The sequence below is a fragment of the Telluria sp. AC161 genome, assembly GCF_979258535.1.
Map to the genome: position 1 here is coordinate 2,577,589 of NZ_OZ409861.1, position 19,838 is coordinate 2,597,426.

Here is a 19,838-nt window from a genome sequence, read left to right on the forward strand (position 1 = left end):
GCTCCGGGAACTTATTCGTAACCGTAGGCGCGCAGGCCCATTTCATTGTCGGCCCAGCCCGATTTGACCTTGACCCAGATTTCCAGGTACACGGGGCCGCCGAACAGTTTTTCCATATCGAGGCGCGACTGCGTCGAGATTTCTTTCAGGCGCGCACCCTTGTTACCGATGATCATCGATTTATGGGTGTCGCGCTCGACCAGGATGGCGGCGAACACGCGGCGCAGATTGCCCTCTTGCAGGAACTGCTCGATCAACACGGTGCTGGTGTACGGCAATTCGTCACCCGACAGGCGGAATACTTTTTCACGGACGATCTCGGCGGCGAGGAACTTTTCGCTGCGGTCGGTGATGTCGTCCGGACCAAACACGGGCGCATTCTGCGGCAGGTGGTTCTTGATCTCGTTTTCCAGCGCATCAATCTGGAAGCGCAGTTTGGCAGAGACTGGCACGACGGCGGCAAATTCGCGCATCGCGGCGATCTTTTGCGCGAACGGCATCAAGACGGCCTTGTCCTTGACGTGGTCGGACTTGTTCAGCACCAGGATCACTGGCACGTTCTTTGGCAACAGTTCCAGCACTTGCTGGTCGGCCGGGCCGAAGGTGCCGGCTTCGAGCAGGTACAGCACGACGTCGGCCGAGATCAGCGTGTTCGAGACGGTCTTGTTGAGCGTCTTGTTCAGCGCGTTGGCGTGCCGGGTCTGGAAGCCCGGCGTGTCGACGTAGATGAACTGGGCATCGTCGCGGGTCTGGATGCCGGTGATGCGGTGGCGGGTGGTCTGCGCCTTGCGCGACGTGATCGACACCTTGGCGCCGATCAGGACGTTCATCAGCGTCGACTTGCCGACGTTTGGACGGCCGACGATGGCGATATAGCCGCAGCGGAAATTGTCGGGGATGGCGTTCATGCTTTTTTGCTTCCTGGTTGTTCTGGCTTTGCCGCAGCCGGCGCCAAGGATTGGTCTGGGGCGCCGCCCTGATTGGTGGCGATGCCGGCCAGCTTGAGCTGGGCCGTGCGCGGCTTGGCCTTGCGGCTGACGGGCGACTTGGCCAGCGCTTTCTGGGCAGCGCCCAGGGCCAGGCTGGCCGCAGCCTGTTCGGCGGCGCGGCGGCTGCCACCGCGCCCGAACACTTGCACACTCAATTTGGGCACCAGGCATTCGACTTCGAATTCCTGGCTGTGCGCGGCGCCGTGCGTGGCCACCACATTATACGTCGGCAGCGCGATCCGCTTGGCTTGCAGGAATTCCTGCAGCAGCGTCTTGGCGTCCTTGCCCAGCGTACCGGGGTCAACCGTGTCGAGCAGCGGAATATAGAAGGCGCGGATGACATCGCGCGCGCTGTCGAAGCCGGCATCGAGGAAGATCGCGCCCAGCAGGGCTTCGAGCGTGTCGGCCAGGATCGACGGCCGGCGGAAGCCCCCCGATTTCAGTTCGCCCTCGCCCAGCCGCAGGAACTGCGACAGGTCGAGCTTCTGGGCAATCTCGAACAGCGCCTGCTGCTTGACGAGATTGGCGCGCAGGCGCGACAGGTCGCCCTCATCCAGGCCCCGATAGCGTTCGTACAGGATCGAGGCGACGACGCAGTTCAGGATCGAGTCGCCCAGAAATTCGAGGCGCTCGTTATGCAGCGTGCTATGGCTACGGTGGGTCAGGGCTTGCTGAAGCAGCCCGGCATCCCGGAATGTATAGCCCAAGCGCGTCTGCAATACTTGATGATTCATTGTCGGTGTCGTGTGCGTGGCCGGCGCCAGGCGCCCTGCCACGAAGTCCATATGGCGTGAAAGTACGGTTACGGTGCGGCGGTGCTGGCCTCGGCGACAATGCCGCTCGGGTCCGTGGTGCCGGAAAAATCGATGAGGATGCTGACGTTGCCGGCCAGGGGCAGGCGTTTTTCGTAGGCGAAGCTGATTTCGAGGTCGCCATCGTCGCGTGTGAAGATCAGGTCGGTGCCGCGGATGGCTTCGACGTCGTTGATGCTGGTATTGCGATCGAACGCCGCCTGCATCGCGCGCACGGTGCCGCCTTCGGCCTTGGTCTTGACGATGGCAGTCTTGATCGCGTTGTACTCGATATAGGCCGGAATCATGCGCATTGCAAAGACCAGCACAAGGCCGATCACCGCAAGGGCCACGATCAGGCCGGTCAAGGTGACGCCCTGCTGTTTGCTCCGGACCATACGCACCCCTTTAGTGAATGCCGCCAACGCGCTTGAAGTTGCCAAAGTTCATCCAGACGACGAATGCCTTGCCCACGATATTCCGGTCCGGCACGAAGCCCCAGTAGCGGCTATCGGCGCTATTGTCGCGGTTATCGCCCATCATGAAATACTGGCCGGCCGGCACGACGCAGGTGAATTTGTCTTCCGTGTAGTCGCAGGCTTCGCGCAGTGGGAACTGCTCGACGCTGGGGAAGTCAAAGTTGCGACGATCGGCCGTGTTCAGGATGCGGTGTTGCGTGAAGCCGCCCGGGCTCGGCAGTTTTTCTTCGAGCTGCTTGTGGTAGACCGGATGCTGGTCGTCCAGGTAATCGTCCAGCGGCGTGTACTCGACGGCCTTGCCATTGACGGTCAAGCGCTTGTCTTCGTAGGTGATGGTATCACCAGGCACGCCGACGACGCGCTTGATGTAATCCTGGCTCATGTCCTTTGGATATTTAAACACCATCACGTCGCCCCGCTGCGGGTCATTGATCTGGATAATTTTTTTGTTGATGATCGGCAGGCGGATACCGTAGGTGTACTTGTTCACCAGGATGAAGTCGCCCACCAGCAGCGTCGGCACCATCGACGACGACGGGATCTTGAACGGCTCCCACAGGAACGAACGCAGGATGAACACCATCGCAATCACCGGGAAGAAGCTGCCCGAATACTCGACCCAGGTCGGCTGGCGCACGTGCGCCGCTTCGATCGCGGCGCGGTTGCCGTTGTGGTCGACCTTGATGCCCTCGGCCACCAGCTTGGCGTTGCGCGCATCGTACTCACGCAGCGCGGCATCGGCGGCACGCCGGCGTTGCTTTGCCAACACAAACCGGTCCAGGCACCAGATGATGCCCGTGATGACCATCAGCACGAACAGGATCAGGGCGAAATTGCTCAACACGGGTTGCAGGTTCATTATTTGTCTTCCACCTGGAGGATCGCCAGGAACGCTTCTTGTGGAATCTCCACCGAACCGACCTGCTTCATGCGCTTCTTGCCTGCCTTTTGCTTCTCGAGCAGTTTCTTTTTACGGGAAATGTCGCCGCCGTAGCACTTGGCCAGCACGTTCTTGCGCAGCGCTTTCACGTTTTCACGCGAAATGATCGTCGCGCCAATAGCGGCCTGGATCGCCACGTCGAACATCTGGCGCGGAATCAGTTCGCGCATTTTCGCAGCCACCTGACGGCCACGGTACGGCGCGTTGGCACGGTGCACGATGATCGCCAGCGCATCGACCTTCTCGCTGTTGATCAGCATATCGACCTTGACGACGTCGGCGGCGCGGTTTTCCTTGAACTCGTAATCCATCGATGCGTAACCGCGCGAGGTCGACTTCAGGCGATCGAAGAAGTCCAGCACGATCTCGGCCATCGGGATTTCGTAGTGCAGTTTCACCTGGCGGCCGTGGTAGGCCATGTCCATCTGGATGCCGCGCTTGCCGTTACACAGCGTCATCACGGCGCCCACGTATTCTTGCGGCATGTACAGATTGACGTCGACGATCGGCTCGCGCACTTCGTTGATTTTTGACGGTTCCGGCATCTTCGATGGATTGTCGACGCGGATCATGGTGCCGTCGCGCATTTCGACTTCGTACACCACGGTCGGGGCCGTCGTGATCAGGTCCATGTCGAATTCGCGCTCGAGGCGCTCCTGCACGATTTCCATGTGCAACAGGCCCAGGAAGCCGCAGCGGAAGCCGAAGCCCAGCGCCTGCGAGACTTCCGGCTCGTACATCAAAGCGGCGTCATTCAGCTTGAGCTTTTCCAGCGAATCGCGCAGCGCGTCGTACTGGTTGGCTTCGACCGGGAACAGGCCGGCAAACACTTGTGGCTGGACTTCCTTGAAGCCCGGCAGTGGTTCAGCAGCGGGCTTGTTGGCCAGGGTCACCGTATCGCCGACCTTCGCGGCGGTCAGTTCCTTGATGCCGGCGATGATGAAGCCCACCTGGCCAGCCGACAGCGACGGCAGCGAGACCGAACGCGGCGTGAACACACCAATACTTTCGACCAGGTTCACCGAACCGGTCGCCATCAGGAGAATCTTGTCTTTCGGGCGCAGCGTGCCGTTGATCACGCGCACCAGCATCACGACGCCGACGTACGGGTCGTACCACGAGTCGACGATCAGCGCCTGCAGCGGCGCATCGGCGTCGCCTTTCGGTGGCGGCACGCGGGCGATCAGCGTTTCCAGCACGTCTTCGATCCCCAGGCCCGTCTTGGCCGAGCACATCGTCGCGTCGCTGGCGTCGATGCCGATGACGTCTTCGATTTCCTTGCGCGCGTTGTCCGGGTCGGCGTGCGGCAGGTCGATCTTGTTCAGGATCGGCACCACTTCGACGCCCAGGTCGAGTGCGGTGTAGCAGTTGGCGACCGTCTGCGCTTCCACGCCCTGCGACGCGTCGACCACCAGCAGCGCGCCTTCGCAGGCGGACAGCGAGCGGCTTACTTCGTACGAGAAGTCGACGTGACCCGGGGTGTCGATCAGGTTCAGGTTATAGACCTGGCCATCGCGCGCCTTGTAATGCAGGGCCGCGGTCTGGGCCTTGATGGTGATGCCGCGCTCGCGTTCCAGGTCCATCGAATCGAGCACCTGGGCATCCATTTCACGGTCCGACAAGCCGCCGCACAGCTGAATGATGCGGTCAGCCAGGGTCGATTTACCGTGGTCGATGTGGGCGATGATGGAGAAGTTACGTATGTTGTTCATTAACAGAGCTCAAAACCAAATAGACCGCGAATGCGGCGGATACGACTGAATCAGGGTGCACGTGCCGCGCGCGGCAAACAGAAAAAGCGCCGCGCCGGGGCCGTGCCGGTCCCCAGGCGAGCGCCATGGCAAAGCAAACAATTCTGGGGAGGGCCGTCTTGAAACACGCCAACCCGGCATTTTACCGGATTTCGGGACGCCCAACGGGATTTCGGGTCTGCCCCTCGAGGTAGGCCAGCACCGCGGCGCGGTCGAGGAAGTAATGGCACAGCTCGGGCTGGTCGAGTGCGCCATACAGCACCGGCACCAGCTCGTCGAAGCGCGACACCAGCGCGGGATCGGCGTCGACGTCGACCACAGTGATGGCGAATGGCTGCGAAGGTGTTTCCAGAGCCTGCAGCGCTGCCAGCATGTCGTCGCACAGGTGGCAATACCCGCGCGCATACAGCGTGAACGATGCTGGTGGCGCGGCGGGCACTGGGCGCATCAGGGACGCGGCTTGATGGTCAGGTATTGCGTGGCGCCATCGCGTTGCACCAGCAACGCCACCGGCTTCGCCTTGTCATGCTTGGCGAGCAGGCCCGCGAACTGTTCGACGCTCGTCAGCGGCGTGTTATTCCACTGCAGGAGCACGTCGCCTGGCTCGATGCCGGCGCTGGCTGCAGCGCCCGTCGCGCTCTCGACCAGCACGCCGCCCTCCACGCCCAGCTGGCGGCGGTCGGCCTGCGGGATGGCCGACAAGGTCAAGCCAAACGCATTGGCCGTCGCGCCCTGTGCCGGCTTTTTGGCGGCGGGCTTGCCCGGCGTCGATTTCTCGTCCTGCAGCTCGACGATCGTGACCGGCACTTCGACCTGCGCGCCGCGGCGCCAGACGGTGACGCTGGCGCGGCTGCCGACCTTGGCGGCGCCCACCAGGCGTGGCAGGTCGCGCGTGGTCTCGACCGGCTGCTTGTTGAAGGCCAGGATGATGTCGCCGACCTTGATGCCGCCCTTCTCGGCCGGCCCGCCCGCCTCGACCATCGACACTTCGGCGCCGCGCGCCTTGCCCAAGCCCAGCGATTCGGCCACGTCGCGCGTGACTTCGCTGATCTGCACGCCGATGCGGCCCCGTGTGACCTTGCCGGTGGCCTTGAGTTGCTCGGAAACGCGCGTGACTTCATCGATCGGTACCGCGAACGAGATGCCGTTGTACGCGCCGGACAGCGTGGCGATCTGCGAATTGATGCCGATGACTTCGCCGCGCATATTGATTAACGGACCACCCGAGTTGCCGGGATTGACGGCCACATCGCTCTGGATCAGCGGCAGGTATTCGCCCGTGTCGCGCGACTTGGCCGAAATGATGCCGGCCGTGACCGTGTTTTCGAGGCCGAATGGCGAGCCGATCGCCAGCACCCATTCGCCGACACGGATCTTGCTGGAGTCGCCCGTGCGCAGGTACGGCAGGTTGGTGGCCGTCAGCTTGAGCAGGGCAACATCAGAGCGGCGGTCGGCGCCCAGCACCTTAGCCTTGAACTCGCGCCGGTCGGTCAGCGTGACCGTGACTTCGTCAGCGCCTTCGACGACGTGGGCATTGGTCAGCACGTAACCGTCGCCCGAAATGATGAAGCCGGAGCCGACGCCGCGCTGGACTTCACGTTCTTCTTCGGCTTGCGGCGGGCCGCGCCGGCCGCCACGTGGGGGCATCTGGCCACCGAAGAAGCGGCGCAAGAATTCCTGCATTTCTTCTTCGCCGGGTGCCCCGCCGCGCGTGCTGACGCGCTCGGTGGTGCGGATGTTCACGACGGCCGGGCCGACCTTGTCGATCACATCGGTGAAGTCGGGCAAGCCCGTGACGGTGGGCGCGGACACAGGCGCGGCGCCAGCGGCATACGCAGGCGACAGGGTGAGTGCAGAGGTGCCGGACACGAGCAGTGCCGACAAGAGCAGGCTGGCAGTTTTACTGGTCATGGATTCGCTGTTGAATGGCTAAGATTGGCCAAATGGTAAGCCAAAAACGGCGCTTTGTCGCGTCTCCAGGCGTCGCGTGCAGGACGGCCAGGGCTGCACTGTGTGACAGCTTGACCTGAGGAGGAAGCGCGGCTCAGGAAGTGCCGGGCTTGGCGAGGATGGCGGCCTGGCGTGTTGACTCGGTGGTGCCATTGGCACTGCCATTGTGGCCATCGGCGCTGCCGCCATTCTCGGGTGCCAATGCTCCCGACTCCGCCGCCAGACGCGCCGCCAGCCGTTCGGCAAAGCCGGGCGACAACGCTGGCGCCGGCGTCGCGCGCAGCGTGTCCCTGATCAGGTGATACCGGTCCCACGCGGTTCTGCCATCCCTTTCCTGAAGTGCGGCGAACGCCAGCTCGGCATCGGCCTGCGGCAATTCGCCGTCGACCAGTGCGGAGATATGCGCGCGTAGTGTCTCGTTGGTGTCCATCGGAGTGTCCGTCGACGTCGGTGTGTTCACGGTAAGTTCAATCTTAATGCTGTGTTCGTACGATCCCGCTACCTACCGTCGTTTGTCAACCGGAAATTCAAGCAAAGGCCGCAATTTGTCGGCAATGACTTCGCGCGCCCGAAAAATACGGCTGCGTACCGTACCGATGGGACAGGCCATGACTTCGGATATTTCTTCGTAGCTGAGTCCTTCTATTTCGCGCAAGACAATTGCCGTGCGTAGTTCCAGGGGTAGCGCTTCCATGGCCGCGTTCACCGTGTGAGCGATCTGCTTACTGGCCAACATTGACTCTGGCGTATTAATGTCACGCAGACTGTCCGCATCGTCGAAGCCTTCGGCCCCTTCGGCGTCGGTCTCGGTCGAGGTCGGCGCACGCCTGCCCTGGGTCACCAGGTAATTCTTGGCCGTGTTGATGCCTATCCGATACAGCCAGGTATAAAATGCAGAATCACCGCGAAAATGGCGCAGTGCCCGATAGGCCTTGATGAACGTTTCCTGCACGACGTCTTCGGCTTCCGCCGGATCGTGAACAAGACGCGACACCAAACGCATCAAGCGGCGCTGGTACTTGGAGACGAGCAGATCGAACGCCTTCTGCTCCCCTGCCTGTACGCGCTCCACCAGCACTTGATCACTCTCGCGTTCTGTCGTCACGGACCATGCCCCATTGGCGACCCTCTCCTAAGAGTTGATCCCCTGCAATAAGTTCAAAGTATTTTTGTCGCTTCGGCCCGCGCATCCTGCGCCAACGACCGTACAGCCACGGACAGCGCACGAAAGTCGCCTGGCGACATGCTGTCGGGCAGTACGACGAGCGTTACGGTCTTGCCAGCCGCCGTGCGCAGACGCAGCAGGATGCAGCCCGGCCAGACCGTGGCCCCTGGCAGCAGCGTCACCGCAACGCCTTCGGACGTGGGTTCGGATGAACCCGCTACGTGCGGTGCGCCCGCCGCGCTGGCTGCACGCATCTCTTGTTGTACCGTCAGGCGTAGCTGCCCAAGTCCAGAAATATCAAGGCGGTGCGCCGTTCCAAATTTGGGCAAAAGTGCATGGGAATCAGCCTGTGAGCAAGCCTGTAGACGATGACGATGACGATGACGTGCCAGGACCAGTGGCCACCCCAGCGCCGCAGCGCCGGCCAGCGGCACAAGGGCGACGAGGCCGCCAAGCGCAAAGCGTTGGGGCGTGCCGAGGCCGATGACCAGGGCGGTCGCAATGAGGGCGCCGCCGAACCCGGCGCAGAGCCAGTACAGGCAAGGCGACGGCCGGACGATGACAGACACCGCACAGTTCATACAACGGGGGAAGCATGAATAACAAGAATCGGCTGGCCCGGCGGGCAAGCTGCGGACGTTGCCGCAAGCACCGGAACATCACCGCTGTAGAACAACAAGCGGACAATGCACCGGGCTACAAAAGCGCCCATCCCGTTCGACCGGGATGGGGCTGGTCAAGTTCAGATTTTCGCGAAAACGAGCGTACCGTTGGTACCGCCGAAACCGAACGAGTTCTTTACCGCGTAATCGATCTTCATCTCACGCGCCGTGTTGGCGCAGAAGTCCAGGTCGCACTCGGGATCCTGGTTGAAGATGTTGATCGTCGGCGGCGAGATCTGGTTATGGATCGCCAGTACCGTGAACACCGATTCCAGGCCGCCGGCGCCACCGAGCAGGTGACCGGTCATCGACTTGGTCGAATTCACGACAATCTTCTTGGCATGGTCGCCAAACACGCGCTTGATGCCGCGCACTTCTGCGGCATCGCCCAATGGCGTCGAGGTGCCGTGCGCATTCACGTACTGCACCTGGTCGGCATTGATGCCGGCGTTGTTGAGGGCATTGACCATGCAACGTGCCGCGCCACTGCCATCCTCGACCGGCGAGGTGATGTGGTTGGCATCCGCACTCATGCCGAAGCCGATGACTTCAGCATAGATGCGGGCGCCGCGCGCGACAGCGTGTTCATACTCTTCGACGACCATGACACCGGCGCCCTCGCCCAGCACGAAGCCGTCGCGGTCGCGGTCCCAGGGACGCGAGGCCGTGGCCGGATCATCGTTGCGGGTCGACAGCGCACGTGCCGAGGCGAAACCGCCCAGGCCCAGTGGCGACACGGTCGACTCGGCGCCGCCCGCGATCATCACATCGGCGTCGCCGTATTCGATCAGGCGCGCTGCCGCGCCAATACTGTGCAGGCCAGTGGTACAAGCGGTAACGATGGCCAGGTTCGGGCCACGCAGGCCGAACTTGATCGAGAGATCGCCCGAGATCATGTTGATGATCGAGGCTGGCACGAAGAATGGCGAAATACGGCGTGCGCCGCGGTTCGTGTATTCCTCTTTGGTGGCTTCGATCAGCGGCAAGCCGCCGATGCCAGAGCCGATCACCACGCCAATGCGGTCCGCATTGTCTTCGGTGACAACCAGACCCGAATCCTGCAGGGCCTGGATACCGGCTGCCATACCGTAATGGATAAAGCTATCCATATGGCGGCCTTCTTTGCCCGGCAGGTAATCCTCGACGACGAAGTTCTTTACTTCACCAGCGAAGTGGGTCGTGAATTGCGACGCATCAAACTTGGTGATGGCGGCAATACCCGACTTGCCAGCCAGCGCTGCATCCCACGCTTCGGTAACGGTGTTACCGATTGGTGAAATGCAACCCAGGCCAGTGACGACGACACGGCGGTTGCGTGAACGACTCAAGCGATTCTCCCAAAAACTGTAAAGCGACTACTCAGACCCGACTCAGGCTTTGACGTGCGCGGTAGCGTAGTCGATGGCTTGTTTGACGGTGGTGATCTTCTCAGCCTGTTCGTCAGGGATTTCCATTTCGAACTCATCTTCCAGAGCCATCACCAGCTCGACGGTGTCCAGCGAGTCAGCACCGAGGTCGTCAACGAACGAGGATTCGATTTTGATGTCTGCTTCAGCAACACCCAGTTGCTCAGCGACGATTTTTTTAACGCGTTGTTCGATATCCGACATGTTGTAGCTCCATTAAGGTATGTGTTGCGGAAAGTGCGCGCATTTTATCAGGTTTGCGACCTGAAAAACTATTTTCGGCGACTGCGCCTAACTCGCCGGAAAGTCCTGCTAAAAGTCGGGATTGCACCGATATCGTCCTGTTCAAACGGGGCCAATTATCGTGCAATCCTTCCCTCTATTGCTGCTGATTTCCTGCTTGATGCTTAATATACTTAATTCATGTACATGCCGCCGTTCACGTGCAGCTCGGTGCCCGTGATATAGGCCGCTTGCGGTCCGGCCAGGAACGCCACCGCATGGGCAATGTCTTCCGGCTGGCCCAGGCGGCCCAGCGGAATCTGGGTCAGCAGTGCAGCGTGCTGGTCGTCGCCCAGCGACTTGGTCATGTCGGTATCGATGAAGCCCGGCGCGACGCAATTGACGGTGATGTTGCGGCTGCCGATCTCGCGCGCCAGCGCGCGGGTCATGCCGGCCACGCCGGCCTTGGCCGCCGCATAGTTCATCTGGCCCGGGTTGCCCGAGGCGCCCACCACCGACGTGATGTTGATGATGCGGCCGGCCTTGGCCTTCATCATCCCGCGCAGCACCAGGCGCGACAGGCGGCCAACCGCGGTCAGGTTGGTGGCGATCACGCCATCCCACTCTTCGTCTTTCATGCGCATGGCCAGGTTGTCCTGGGTAATGCCGGCATTGTTCACGAGGATCGACAGGCTGCCGAATTCCTTCTGCACATCCGCCACGACGGCCGTGCAGCGCTCGCTGTCGAGCACGTTCAGGACGACGCCCTTGCCGCCGAACGGCGCCAGGTAGTCCGAGATCGCCTGCGCGCCGGCGTCGCTGGTGGCCGTGCCGACGACTTTCGCGCCCTGGCGGGCCAGTTCGAGAGCGATGGCCTTGCCGATGCCGCGCGATGCGCCGCTGATCAGGGCGACTTGGTTTTCCAGATTCATGGTGGTCCTCTTGTTGGGGTTGTTGGTGCTGCGCCGGCGTTACGCGTTGAACGTGGCCAGCACGCGCTCGAGCGCGGCCTGGTCGACCAGCGCGTCGCCGACCAGCGCCGGGTCGATGCGTTTGGCCATGCCCACGAGCGTCTTGCTCGGTGCGCACTCGATGACCTGCGTGACGCCGTCCTGCGCCATCTTCTGCATCGTCTCGACCCAGCGTACCGGACCGGCGGCCTGGCGCACCAGCGCATCCTTGATCTGCTCCGGATCGTTCAACACGACGACATCGACGTTGTTGATGACAGGGATCTGTGGCACGACAAAGGTCAGCGTGCGCATGTACTCACGCAGGCGGTCCGATGCGGGCTTGAGCAGCGACGAGTGGAACGGCGCCGAGACCGACAGCTTCATGGCGCGCTTGGCGCCCTTCGCCTTGGCGATCTCGCAGGCGCGCTCGACCGCAGCCGTGTGGCCGGCGATCACGATCTGGGTCGGCTCGTTGAAGTTGACCGCTTCGACGACCTCGCCCTGGGCTGCTTCGGCACAGACGGCGCGCACGTCGTCGGCTTGCAGGCCGAGGATGACGGCCATGCCGCCCTGCCCGACCGGCACCGCGTCCTGCATCGACTGCGCGCGAAAGCGCACCAGCGGCACGGCGTCGGCAAACGGGATCACGCCAGCGGCGACCAGCGCCGAGTATTCGCCCAGGCTGTGGCCAGCAACAACGGACGGGATCGGACCCCCGGCCGCGATCCAGGCGCGGTACACGGCCACAGCGGCGGTCAGCATGACGGGTTGGGTGTTGGTGGTGAGATCGAGGTCTTCTTTCGGTCCGTCAGCGATCAGGCGCTGCAGATCGAAGCCAAGGGCGTCGGAGGCTTCTTGCACGGTGCGGTCGACAACCGGGTTGCCGGCGAAACCGTTCAACATGCCCACTGCCTGGGCGCCTTGTCCGGTAAACAGGAATGCGAAGTTGCTCATCGTGATAGTTCCGTAGTAATGGGTTCTTGGAAGTGCCGCGCGGTGTGCGACGCGGTGCGCGACTCGTTACATGCGCGCCAGCACGGCGCCCCAGGTAAAGCCGCCGCCCACGCCTTCCATCAGCACGTTCTGGCCTGGCTTGATGCGGCCATCGCGCACCGCCTGGTCGAGCGCCAGCGGGATCGAGGCGGCCGAGGTATTGCCGTGCTCATTGACGGTGACGACCATTTTGTTCAGCGGCAGGCCGAGCTTCTTGGCGGTGCCGTTCATGATGCGGATATTGGCCTGATGCGGCACCAGCCAGTCGATCTGGTCCGGCGTGACGCCGGCGGTATCGAGCACTTCGTGCGCGACTTTCTCGAGCACCGACACGGCCAGCTTGAACACGGCCGGGCCGTCCATGTGCAGGAAACCGCTGCCAGCAACGGCGCCACCCGCCAGGTTGCCCGGGATCGACAGGATGTCGGCGTGGCTGCCATCGGCGTGCAGTTTGGTGGCCAGGATGCCCGGCTCGTTCGACACTTCCAGCAGCACCGCGCCGGCGCCATCGCCGAACAGCACGCAGGTGCCGCGGTCATTGAAGTCGACGATGCGCGAGAAAATCTCGGAACCGATCACGAGCACGCGCTTGTGGTTGCCGGCGCGGATGAACGCGTCAGCCGTCGACAGCGCATAGACGAAGCCGCTGCAGACGGCCTGCACGTCGAAGGCGGCACTGCCATTGGCCATCCCCAGCTTTTGCTGGACGATGCAGGCGGTACTCGGGAAGCTGCCGTGGAAGTCGGGGGTGGAACTGGCGACGATGACGAGGTCGATGTCGCCCGCCTCGCGGCCAGCCATCTCGAGCGCCCGGCGCGCGGCGTGCACGGCCAGGTCGGATGAAAGCTCATCGGCGGCGGCGAAGTGGCGCGCCTCGATGCCGCTGCGGGTAACAATCCATTCGTGCGACGTTTCGACACCTTGCGCAGCCAGCCGCGTGGCCAGCGCTTCATTGGTGACACGGTTGGCCGGCAGGTAGCTGCCGGTGCCGGTGATTTTGCTGTACAGGGTCATTGCTTCACCATCCGCTCGGTTATTGCGCCTGGCGCTCGATCGTGGACACGGGCTCGAGCACCGGCATGGGCGCTTCGGCAGCGCCCGTTGAATTCGGCATCAGCTCGGTAATTAGTGCCGACAACTGTTCTTGCACATTATTGTGCGCGGCCTCGTAGGCACGCTTGATCGCCCATTCGAACGAATAGGCGTTGGCGCCGCCGTGGCTCTTGAACACCAGGCCCTTCAGGCCCAGCAGACCGGCGCCATTGTAGCGCTCGGGATTGAGTTTCTTCAGGGCCTTGCGTGCGAACACGGCGCCGACCATCGACATGATGTCGGCCTTGAACGTCGTTTTCATGAAACGCGACAGGCCTTCGATCGCCTTGAGCATCACGTTTCCGACGAAACCGTCGCAGACGACGACGTCGACGGTGCCCTTGAAAATGTCATTGCCTTCGACGTTGCCATAGAAATTGAGCTTGCCGCGCGCCGCATCGTCGCGCAGCAGCACGCCGGTGGCCTTGACCACCTCGTTGCCCTTGATGTCTTCGGTGCCCACGTTCAACAAGCCAATGGTCGGGCGGGGAATGCCTTCGATTGCCGAGCACAGCACCGAGCCCATGATCGCGAACTGGTGCAGGTGATGCGGTTCGCAATCGACGTTCGCACCCAGGTCGAGGATGTAGGTCGGGCCGTTCTTCTGGTTCGGCATGATCGAGCAGATCGCCGGACGGTCGACGCCGGGCATCGTCTTGAGCACGTAGCGCGAGACGGCCATCAGGGCGCCGGTATTGCCGGCAGAGACGCAGGCATTGGCGCTGCCGTCTTTCACCAGCTCGATCGCCACGCGCATCGACGAATCCTTCTTGCGGCGCAGGGCCACCTCGATCGGATCGTCCATCGCGACAACTTCGGTCGCGTTCTTGATCGTGAGACGCGGCAATTTGTCGCCGTGGTGTTTCTTGAGTTCTGCGCGCAGCACCTCTTCGACGCCCACGAGCACAAGCTCGGCGTCATCCTGCTTCTTGAGGAACGAGATTGCTGCCGGAATGGTTACTGACGGGCCGTGATCGCCACCCATGCAGTCAATGGAAATTTTTATGGTCATGTATTGGGAATGCCGCGGCTCACACAGGACTGGCGGCCAGATGGGATCGATTCGTCGCCAGGAGGCGTACAGGATCCGCGCTGCTCAACATGACGGGGCGAAACGCATGCCCGTGATGCCAACAATGCCTGAGCAGATGCCAAAGAAAAAGCGGCGCCACGCAGATAACATACGTTGCGCCGCTTTCATGGTTCTAAAAGCCAGGACGTCGATTACTCGTCGTTTTTGGTCTTCAGAACTTTGCGACCACGGTAGAAACCGTTAGGGCTGATGTGGTGACGCAGGTGCGTTTCGCCGGTGGTTGGCTCGACTGCCAGGTTTGGTGCAACCAGGAAGTCGTGCGAACGGTGCATACCGCGCTTCGATGGGGATTTTTTATTCTGCTGAACAGCCATGATAACTCCTAATACTAAGTTCTAAAATTTTAACACATTCGACGTGCAACGATTTGCGCATCGAGTATCCCAGCAGCAATCTTCAAGGATGTCCCCCGGGATTGCCGACACGTTTCCGTCTACTTCTACTACCAATGCCATACTCGAGCGCTGCACGCGTCTGACACATTCTTTTTGCAAATTTTGGGCGACATTCTTTCTACGCTGCCGCCACCGTACTGCGAAACCGATCCTGCTGTATTTGGTACTACATCATTCTGTCTTGAGATTCTTGAGGCCGGCAAATGGCGACGGCTTGTCGTTCTTCAGGCTGTCCAGCAGCTTGTTTTCTGGGCAGACATCGTGCTTTGGCGACTGAGGCAACGCCAGCAGCGCTTCGTCTTCGAGCAACTGACGAATATCGCAGGTATGGCTGCCAACGATCACATCGATGCTGTCGTCGTCGAGAACGATCTCGATGGCATCGGCTTCTTCGTCATCCTTGCCCAGCACCAGCATGGTCGACGAATCAATCTCGTAATCCATGGGTTGCAGGCAACGCTGGCATTCCAGCTTCACGTGACCGGCGACCTCGAGGGTCAGCGACGGATAACCGTGACGGGTTTGACCACCTTGCATCGTCCAGCGGATGTCGCCGCCTTTTTCGGAACTCTCTTCGGCCAGCCGGGTCATCTCGACCAGGGGCGTGCTGCCTTCACGAAAACCATCGCTCTTGCAAAACTCGAAGGCATCAATAATGAAAGCGCTCATTTAGAAAGTCGTCCCTGAAAACCTGCGATAATAGCAGGCTTTTCACCGCAGCGCCATGAAACTGTGGCTTCGCTGTCGATTTATCCCGAGGGCCGCATGCTACCAAGTTCCACCCCGCCCCGTCTGATCCTCGCCTCGAGCTCGGCGTACCGGCGCGAATTACTGGGCCGGCTCGGCCTGCCATTCGAGGCCATCGCGCCTGATCTCGACGAAACCCCGCTGCCAGGCGAAACGCCACCGGCAACCGCGCTGCGCCTGGCGCGCGCCAAGGCCGAGGCTGTGGCACGCCTGCATCCGGGCGCGCTCGTGATCGGCTCCGACCAGGTCGCCACGCTCGACGATCTGCAGATCGGCAAGCCGGGCGACCATGCGCGGGCGCTGGCGCAGCTGCAATTGATGCGGGGCCGTGAAGTCGTGTTCCATACGGCTCTGTGTCTGTGGGACGGGCGCGCGGCCAATCCCGCCGCCGCTGCCCAGCTCGACAATGTGCAGGTCCGCGTGCGCTTTCGCGACCTGCCGGACGCCGAACTCGACGCCTATCTGCGCATCGAACAGCCGTATGACTGCGCTGGCAGCGCCAAGAACGAAGGCCTGGGCATTGCCCTGATCGACCACATCCACTCGCTTGATCCGACCGCCCTCACCGGCTTGCCGCTCATCGCCCTGACCGGCATGCTGCGGCGCGCCGGCGTGCGCTTCTTCGGCACCTGACCCTTTACCTGAAACGACCCATGCCCGGCACCCTGTACCTGATTCCCAATACCCTCGGCCCACTCGATGCTGCGCCCGGCTGCCTGAACGGCCTGCTGCCGACGCAAGTGCAAGCACTGACCAGCTCGCTCGATTATTTTGTGGCCGAAAACGCCAAGACCGCGCGCGCGTTCCTGAAACTGATCGCGATCGACCATCCACTGGCCAAGCCGCTACAGGAAATCGAGATCGCCGAACTGAACGTGAACACGCCGGCCGCCGCGCTGACGCAATTGCTGGCGCCACTGCTGGCGGGGCGCGATGCGGGCCTGGTGTCAGAGGCAGGCGTACCAGCGGTCGCCGATCCCGGCGCCGACCTCGTGCGCCTGGCGCATCAGCACGGGATTGCCGTGCGGCCGCTGGTCGGCCCGTCGTCGCTGCTGCTGGCCGTCATGGCCAGCGGCTTGAACGGCCAGAGCTTCGCTTTTAATGGCTATCTGCCGACCGACGCGGCGCTGCGCACGAAACGCATCCGCGAACTGGAAACACGTTCGCGGGGCGAGCGCCAGACGCAGCTGTTCATCGAAACGCCGTACCGCAATGGCGCGATGCTCGAAGCACTGGTGGCGGGTTGCCAGCCGGGCACGCTGGTGTGCGTGGCCACCGATCTGTCGCTGCCGAGCGAATCGGTACGCACCATGACGGCGGCAAAATGGAAAGCGGCCTTGGGGTCGGACAAGGGGCCGGACTTCCACAAGAAGCCGACCGTGTTCCTGCTGCTGGGTCAATAAAGAATCAGCCGGACTCAGCGCACGTCGTGGGTCAGCTCACGGACCCAGTCGAACGCGGCCAGTTCGATCTCGCGCACCTCGGGTACCGTCAACCCGATCTTCTTGAGTTCGGCATTGAGCTTGCGGCCACCGACGGCCGTCTCCAACAGCTCGGCGATGCGCAGCATCGTGCCGAAGTCGCCATCGCGGTCGATCAGCGCATCGCGCACGTCATGCGCGACCTCGACGTGCACGAGGATGTCGGCCATCCGCACCGAGAACAGCGCTTCAGCCAGCGACATGATGCCGACAGTAAAGGCGCGGTCGGCGCTGGCAGTGTCCCCGGGACGCACGCGCAGCGTCATCAGTTCGAGCAGCTTGCCGCGCGTGGTGGCCAGCTGCAGCAACGGCGAGTCGAGCGATACCTGCGCGCCCGCCGCGGTGTATAGCAGGATCTGCAGCCAACGACCCAGCTGGCGCCGGCCCAGCACCGCCAGCGCCTGTGACAGCGATTCGATGCGCGGACCCGGCACCGCGCGGCTGTTGACCAGGCGCAGCAGGTTCAGGCTGACCAGCGCGTCGCGCTTGACGGCCGTCTCGATGGTCTGGTTGTCGGCATTGGAATTAACCAGCTCCAGCAGGCGCAGCAGCACGACTTCGGTCGGGGCGATCTTGCGACCGCTGAGGATCACGGGCCGCGCAAAGTAATACCCCTGGAAGTATTCGAAACCGAGTTCCATGCACAGCTTGAACTCTTCGATCGTCTCGACTTTTTCGGCCAGCAGGCGCTTGCCGGTCTTTTTCAGCGACGCGACCAGACCGCTCAATGCGTCCGGGGTCACGCCCTTGATATCGACCTTGATGATGTCGATCAGCGAGATCAGTTGATCGAGTTCAGGCGAATGCTCAATGACGTCGTCGACGGCGAACTTGAAGCCGAGGTTTTTCAGTTCGTCCACCCGCGCCAGCAACTCGGGCGTGGGTTTGACGGTTTCCAGGATTTCGAGAATGACTTTATGCGGCTGCAGGAAGCGCACGAAGTCGCTCATCAGGACGACAGCGTCGACATTCACAAAAGCGAGCTGATCGCCCACCACCTGCTCCATGCCAAGCTGGGACGCATGCGAAATGACGGCCGCCGTCGCTGCGGCGCCGTCGGTCAGCTTGGCGTCTTCGTCCTCGCCGGCAGCACGAAACAGCAGTTCGAACGCCAGCAATTGCTGGTCGCGCCCGAGAATGGGTTGCCGAGCGAGGAAAAAATCGTCAGACGGCACCAAGACCGCTGCCGTTGCATCAGCATGCATTGAAATATTACTCCTGGAAACTGTCGCGGCGGATCGCGGCGCGCTGGCAGCACGCACCCGCGCACCACCTGCACCGACTATACTACAAAAACATCAATATTAGCATTTCGACATCAAATCGAACGCTAGCTGCGGCCGCCGCCCTGGCGGGTGCGGCCGGTGCGCGGTGCACCCGGCGTCGCCGGGCGATCGCCACCGGTGCGGGGCGCACGTGGGGCGGCAGCATCCGACGCCGCGCGCGATGGGGCGCCAGGCGCACGGGGCGCGCGAGGTGCGGCACTCTTCGGCGCACTCGAGCGCGGTGGCGCGCCCGGCCGGCCCGTGTCCTGCGTCGGACGGCCTGTGCCCTGCGTCGGACGGCCCGCGCCGGTGCCGGTACCCGTGCGCGATGGCTTGACCGGCGCTACCGGCTCGTCACCTTCGCGCGGCATGACCTGGCCCGGCAGGCGAAGACTGCCCTTGCCCGACAACGGGCTGGCGCGGCGCGCATTGCCGATCGGCTGGCGCGGCATACCAGCGGCGCCGTCGGTGCGGCTGGCGCTGCGGCCGAGTGCCGTGCCCGTAACCTGGGTGCCCTTCTCGATCGTGAAGCGTGCGCCGGCGTCCTTGCCCAGCACGCGCACCAGATACGGCAGCACTTCGCGCAGGATCGGCTCGAGCGTGTACGGCGGGTTCAGGATGAACATGCCGGAGCTGTGCAGGCCCGTGCCGTCCGGGGTCGGCGTCTGGATCGTCAGTGTGACGTTCAGCCACTCCTTGGCCGGCACGCGCTTCAGGCGATCGGCGAACTGACGCGATTCCATGCGCTGCAATACCGGATACCAGACAGCATAGATGCCGCTCGGGAAGCGCAGCAGCGCATCGTCAAGGGCTTCTTTCACACGCTTGTAGTCATCCTTGACTTCGTACGGCGGGTCGATCAGCACCAGCGCGCGGCGCGACGGTGGCGGCAGCAGGGCCTTCATGCTGTCGAAACCGTCGCCGCGGTCGATCATCACGCGGCGCCCGCGCGAGCGCTCGCCCTGCTCTGCCTTGTGGGCGTCGAGCTTGCGGAAGTTATCGGCCAGGATCTTGCAATCGGCCGGGTGCAGCTCGAACAGGCGCAGGCGGTCCTGCTCGCGCGCCATCTGCTCGGCGACATACGGCGAGCCCGGGTAATAGCGCATCTTGCCGCTCGGGTTCATGCCCTTGATCAGATCGAGGTATTCCTTGAGCGGTGCCGGAACGTCAGTAAGCGCCCACAGCGGGCCGATGCCGGTATCGAATTCGGCGGTCTTGGTCGACTGAAAACTGTCGAGTGCATACACGCCGGCACCCGAGTGGGTATCGATATAGGTATAAGCGGCATCCTTCTGGTTCATGTACTGGTGCAGTTGCACCTGAATGAAGTGCTTGAGGACATCGGCGTGGTTACCCGCGTGGAAGGCGTGGCGGTAGCTCAACATAAGCTGGAATTCCTAAAAGTGACGTTGCCGCGCGAAACTGGCGGCGATATTAGGCGCCATTATCCACTACAACCGGGCC

General features: G+C 62.5%; 22 protein-coding genes. 2 read left to right on the forward strand and 20 right to left on the reverse strand.

All coding sequences use genetic code 11. The features are described from left to right. Window positions 1–11: 11 nt before the first annotated feature. The 18 genes from era to ACZ0AJ_RS11565 all read right to left on the reverse strand — a co-directional run bounded on the left by era (window position 12) and on the right by ACZ0AJ_RS11565 (window position 15,550). Complete coding sequence (gene era, locus ACZ0AJ_RS11480; RefSeq protein ID WP_332530878.1) at window positions 12–908, reverse strand: GTPase Era; 897 nt, start codon at window positions 906–908, stop codon at window positions 12–14. Continuing rightward, window positions 905–1,723 (reverse strand): ribonuclease III, encoded by an 819-nt coding sequence (gene rnc / locus ACZ0AJ_RS11485; RefSeq protein WP_499454877.1) that lies wholly within the window; start codon window positions 1,721–1,723, stop codon window positions 905–907. The genes era and rnc overlap by 4 nt, the downstream gene beginning before the upstream one ends. 68 nt (window positions 1,724–1,791) lie before the next feature. After that, window positions 1,792–2,178 (reverse strand): DUF4845 domain-containing protein, encoded by a 387-nt coding sequence (locus tag ACZ0AJ_RS11490; protein ID WP_499454601.1) that lies wholly within the window; start codon window positions 2,176–2,178, stop codon window positions 1,792–1,794. Window positions 2,179–2,188: 10 nt separating this feature from the next. Next, complete coding sequence (gene lepB / locus ACZ0AJ_RS11495; protein WP_183558239.1) at window positions 2,189–3,118, reverse strand: signal peptidase I; 930 nt, start codon at window positions 3,116–3,118, stop codon at window positions 2,189–2,191. Further along, entirely contained in the window at window positions 3,118–4,911 is a 1,794-nt protein-coding gene (lepA, locus tag ACZ0AJ_RS11500; RefSeq protein WP_183558236.1) for a translation elongation factor 4, read from the reverse strand. Before lepA ends, lepB begins: the two co-directional genes overlap by 1 nt. A gap of 181 nt (window positions 4,912–5,092) precedes the next feature. Beyond that, window positions 5,093–5,398 carry a glutaredoxin family protein gene (locus tag ACZ0AJ_RS11505; RefSeq protein WP_499454603.1) on the reverse strand — a complete coding sequence of 102 codons (306 nt, stop codon included), beginning with the start codon at window positions 5,396–5,398 and terminating at the stop codon, window positions 5,093–5,095. After that, window positions 5,398–6,861, reverse strand: coding sequence for a Do family serine endopeptidase (locus ACZ0AJ_RS11510; protein ID WP_499454605.1), 1,464 nt, complete (start codon window positions 6,859–6,861; stop codon window positions 5,398–5,400). Before ACZ0AJ_RS11510 ends, ACZ0AJ_RS11505 begins: the two co-directional genes overlap by 1 nt. A 133-nt stretch (window positions 6,862–6,994) precedes the next feature. Beyond that, window positions 6,995–7,330, reverse strand: coding sequence for a sigma-E factor negative regulatory protein (locus ACZ0AJ_RS11515; RefSeq protein ID WP_499454607.1), 336 nt, complete (start codon window positions 7,328–7,330; stop codon window positions 6,995–6,997). Between the two features lie 72 nt (window positions 7,331–7,402). After that, entirely contained in the window at window positions 7,403–8,005 is a 603-nt protein-coding gene (gene rpoE, locus ACZ0AJ_RS11520; protein WP_258834742.1) for an RNA polymerase sigma factor RpoE, read from the reverse strand. A gap of 53 nt (window positions 8,006–8,058) precedes the next feature. Then, window positions 8,059–8,634, reverse strand: a complete 576-nt coding sequence (locus ACZ0AJ_RS11525) for a protein YgfX (RefSeq protein WP_499454609.1) — start codon at window positions 8,632–8,634, stop codon at window positions 8,059–8,061. Between the two features lie 173 nt (window positions 8,635–8,807). Then, a complete protein-coding gene (gene fabF, locus ACZ0AJ_RS11530) occupies window positions 8,808–10,055 on the reverse strand; it encodes a beta-ketoacyl-ACP synthase II (protein ID WP_183558217.1) in 1,248 nt (415 codons plus the stop codon). 42 nt (window positions 10,056–10,097) lie between these two features. Continuing rightward, window positions 10,098–10,337, reverse strand: a complete 240-nt coding sequence (gene acpP, locus ACZ0AJ_RS11535; protein WP_020653257.1) for an acyl carrier protein — start codon at window positions 10,335–10,337, stop codon at window positions 10,098–10,100. Between the two features lie 212 nt (window positions 10,338–10,549). Further along, window positions 10,550–11,287, reverse strand: coding sequence for a 3-oxoacyl-ACP reductase FabG (gene fabG / locus ACZ0AJ_RS11540; protein WP_499454611.1), 738 nt, complete (start codon window positions 11,285–11,287; stop codon window positions 10,550–10,552). 39 nt (window positions 11,288–11,326) lie between these two features. Next, window positions 11,327–12,262, reverse strand: coding sequence for an ACP S-malonyltransferase (gene fabD, locus ACZ0AJ_RS11545; protein ID WP_499454612.1), 936 nt, complete (start codon window positions 12,260–12,262; stop codon window positions 11,327–11,329). Window positions 12,263–12,328: 66 nt separating this feature from the next. After that, window positions 12,329–13,315: a beta-ketoacyl-ACP synthase III gene (locus ACZ0AJ_RS11550; protein ID WP_499454613.1), complete on the reverse strand. Its 987-nt coding sequence runs from the start codon at window positions 13,313–13,315 to the stop codon at window positions 12,329–12,331. Window positions 13,316–13,334: 19 nt separating this feature from the next. Further along, a complete protein-coding gene (plsX, locus tag ACZ0AJ_RS11555) occupies window positions 13,335–14,405 on the reverse strand; it encodes a phosphate acyltransferase PlsX (RefSeq protein WP_499454614.1) in 1,071 nt (356 codons plus the stop codon). Window positions 14,406–14,617: 212 nt separating this feature from the next. After that, on the reverse strand, window positions 14,618–14,800 hold the full coding sequence (rpmF, locus tag ACZ0AJ_RS11560) for a 50S ribosomal protein L32 (RefSeq protein WP_028104096.1): 183 nt from the start codon (window positions 14,798–14,800) through the stop codon (window positions 14,618–14,620). A 252-nt stretch (window positions 14,801–15,052) separates the two neighbouring features. After that, complete coding sequence (locus ACZ0AJ_RS11565) at window positions 15,053–15,550, reverse strand: YceD family protein (RefSeq protein ID WP_499454884.1); 498 nt, start codon at window positions 15,548–15,550, stop codon at window positions 15,053–15,055. Between the two features lie 96 nt (window positions 15,551–15,646). Here ACZ0AJ_RS11565 and ACZ0AJ_RS11570 point away from each other — a divergent pair, with 96 nt between their 5' ends. Beyond that, on the forward strand, window positions 15,647–16,261 hold the full coding sequence (locus ACZ0AJ_RS11570) for a Maf-like protein (protein ID WP_499454616.1): 615 nt from the start codon (window positions 15,647–15,649) through the stop codon (window positions 16,259–16,261). Window positions 16,262–16,281: 20 nt separating this feature from the next. Further along, window positions 16,282–17,031 carry an SAM-dependent methyltransferase gene (locus ACZ0AJ_RS11575; RefSeq protein WP_499454618.1) on the forward strand — a complete coding sequence of 250 codons (750 nt, stop codon included), beginning with the start codon at window positions 16,282–16,284 and terminating at the stop codon, window positions 17,029–17,031. 14 nt (window positions 17,032–17,045) lie between these two features. On the opposite strand, the gene ACZ0AJ_RS11580 is transcribed toward ACZ0AJ_RS11575, so the two are convergent. Together ACZ0AJ_RS11580 and ACZ0AJ_RS11585 are read right to left on the reverse strand one after the other, a co-directional pair. Continuing rightward, a complete protein-coding gene (locus ACZ0AJ_RS11580) occupies window positions 17,046–18,314 on the reverse strand; it encodes an EAL and HDOD domain-containing protein (RefSeq protein ID WP_499454619.1) in 1,269 nt (422 codons plus the stop codon). A 125-nt stretch (window positions 18,315–18,439) separates the two neighbouring features. Next, entirely contained in the window at window positions 18,440–19,759 is a 1,320-nt protein-coding gene (locus ACZ0AJ_RS11585; protein WP_499454620.1) for a 23S rRNA (adenine(2030)-N(6))-methyltransferase RlmJ, read from the reverse strand. Between the last annotated feature and the right edge of the window lie 79 nt (window positions 19,760–19,838).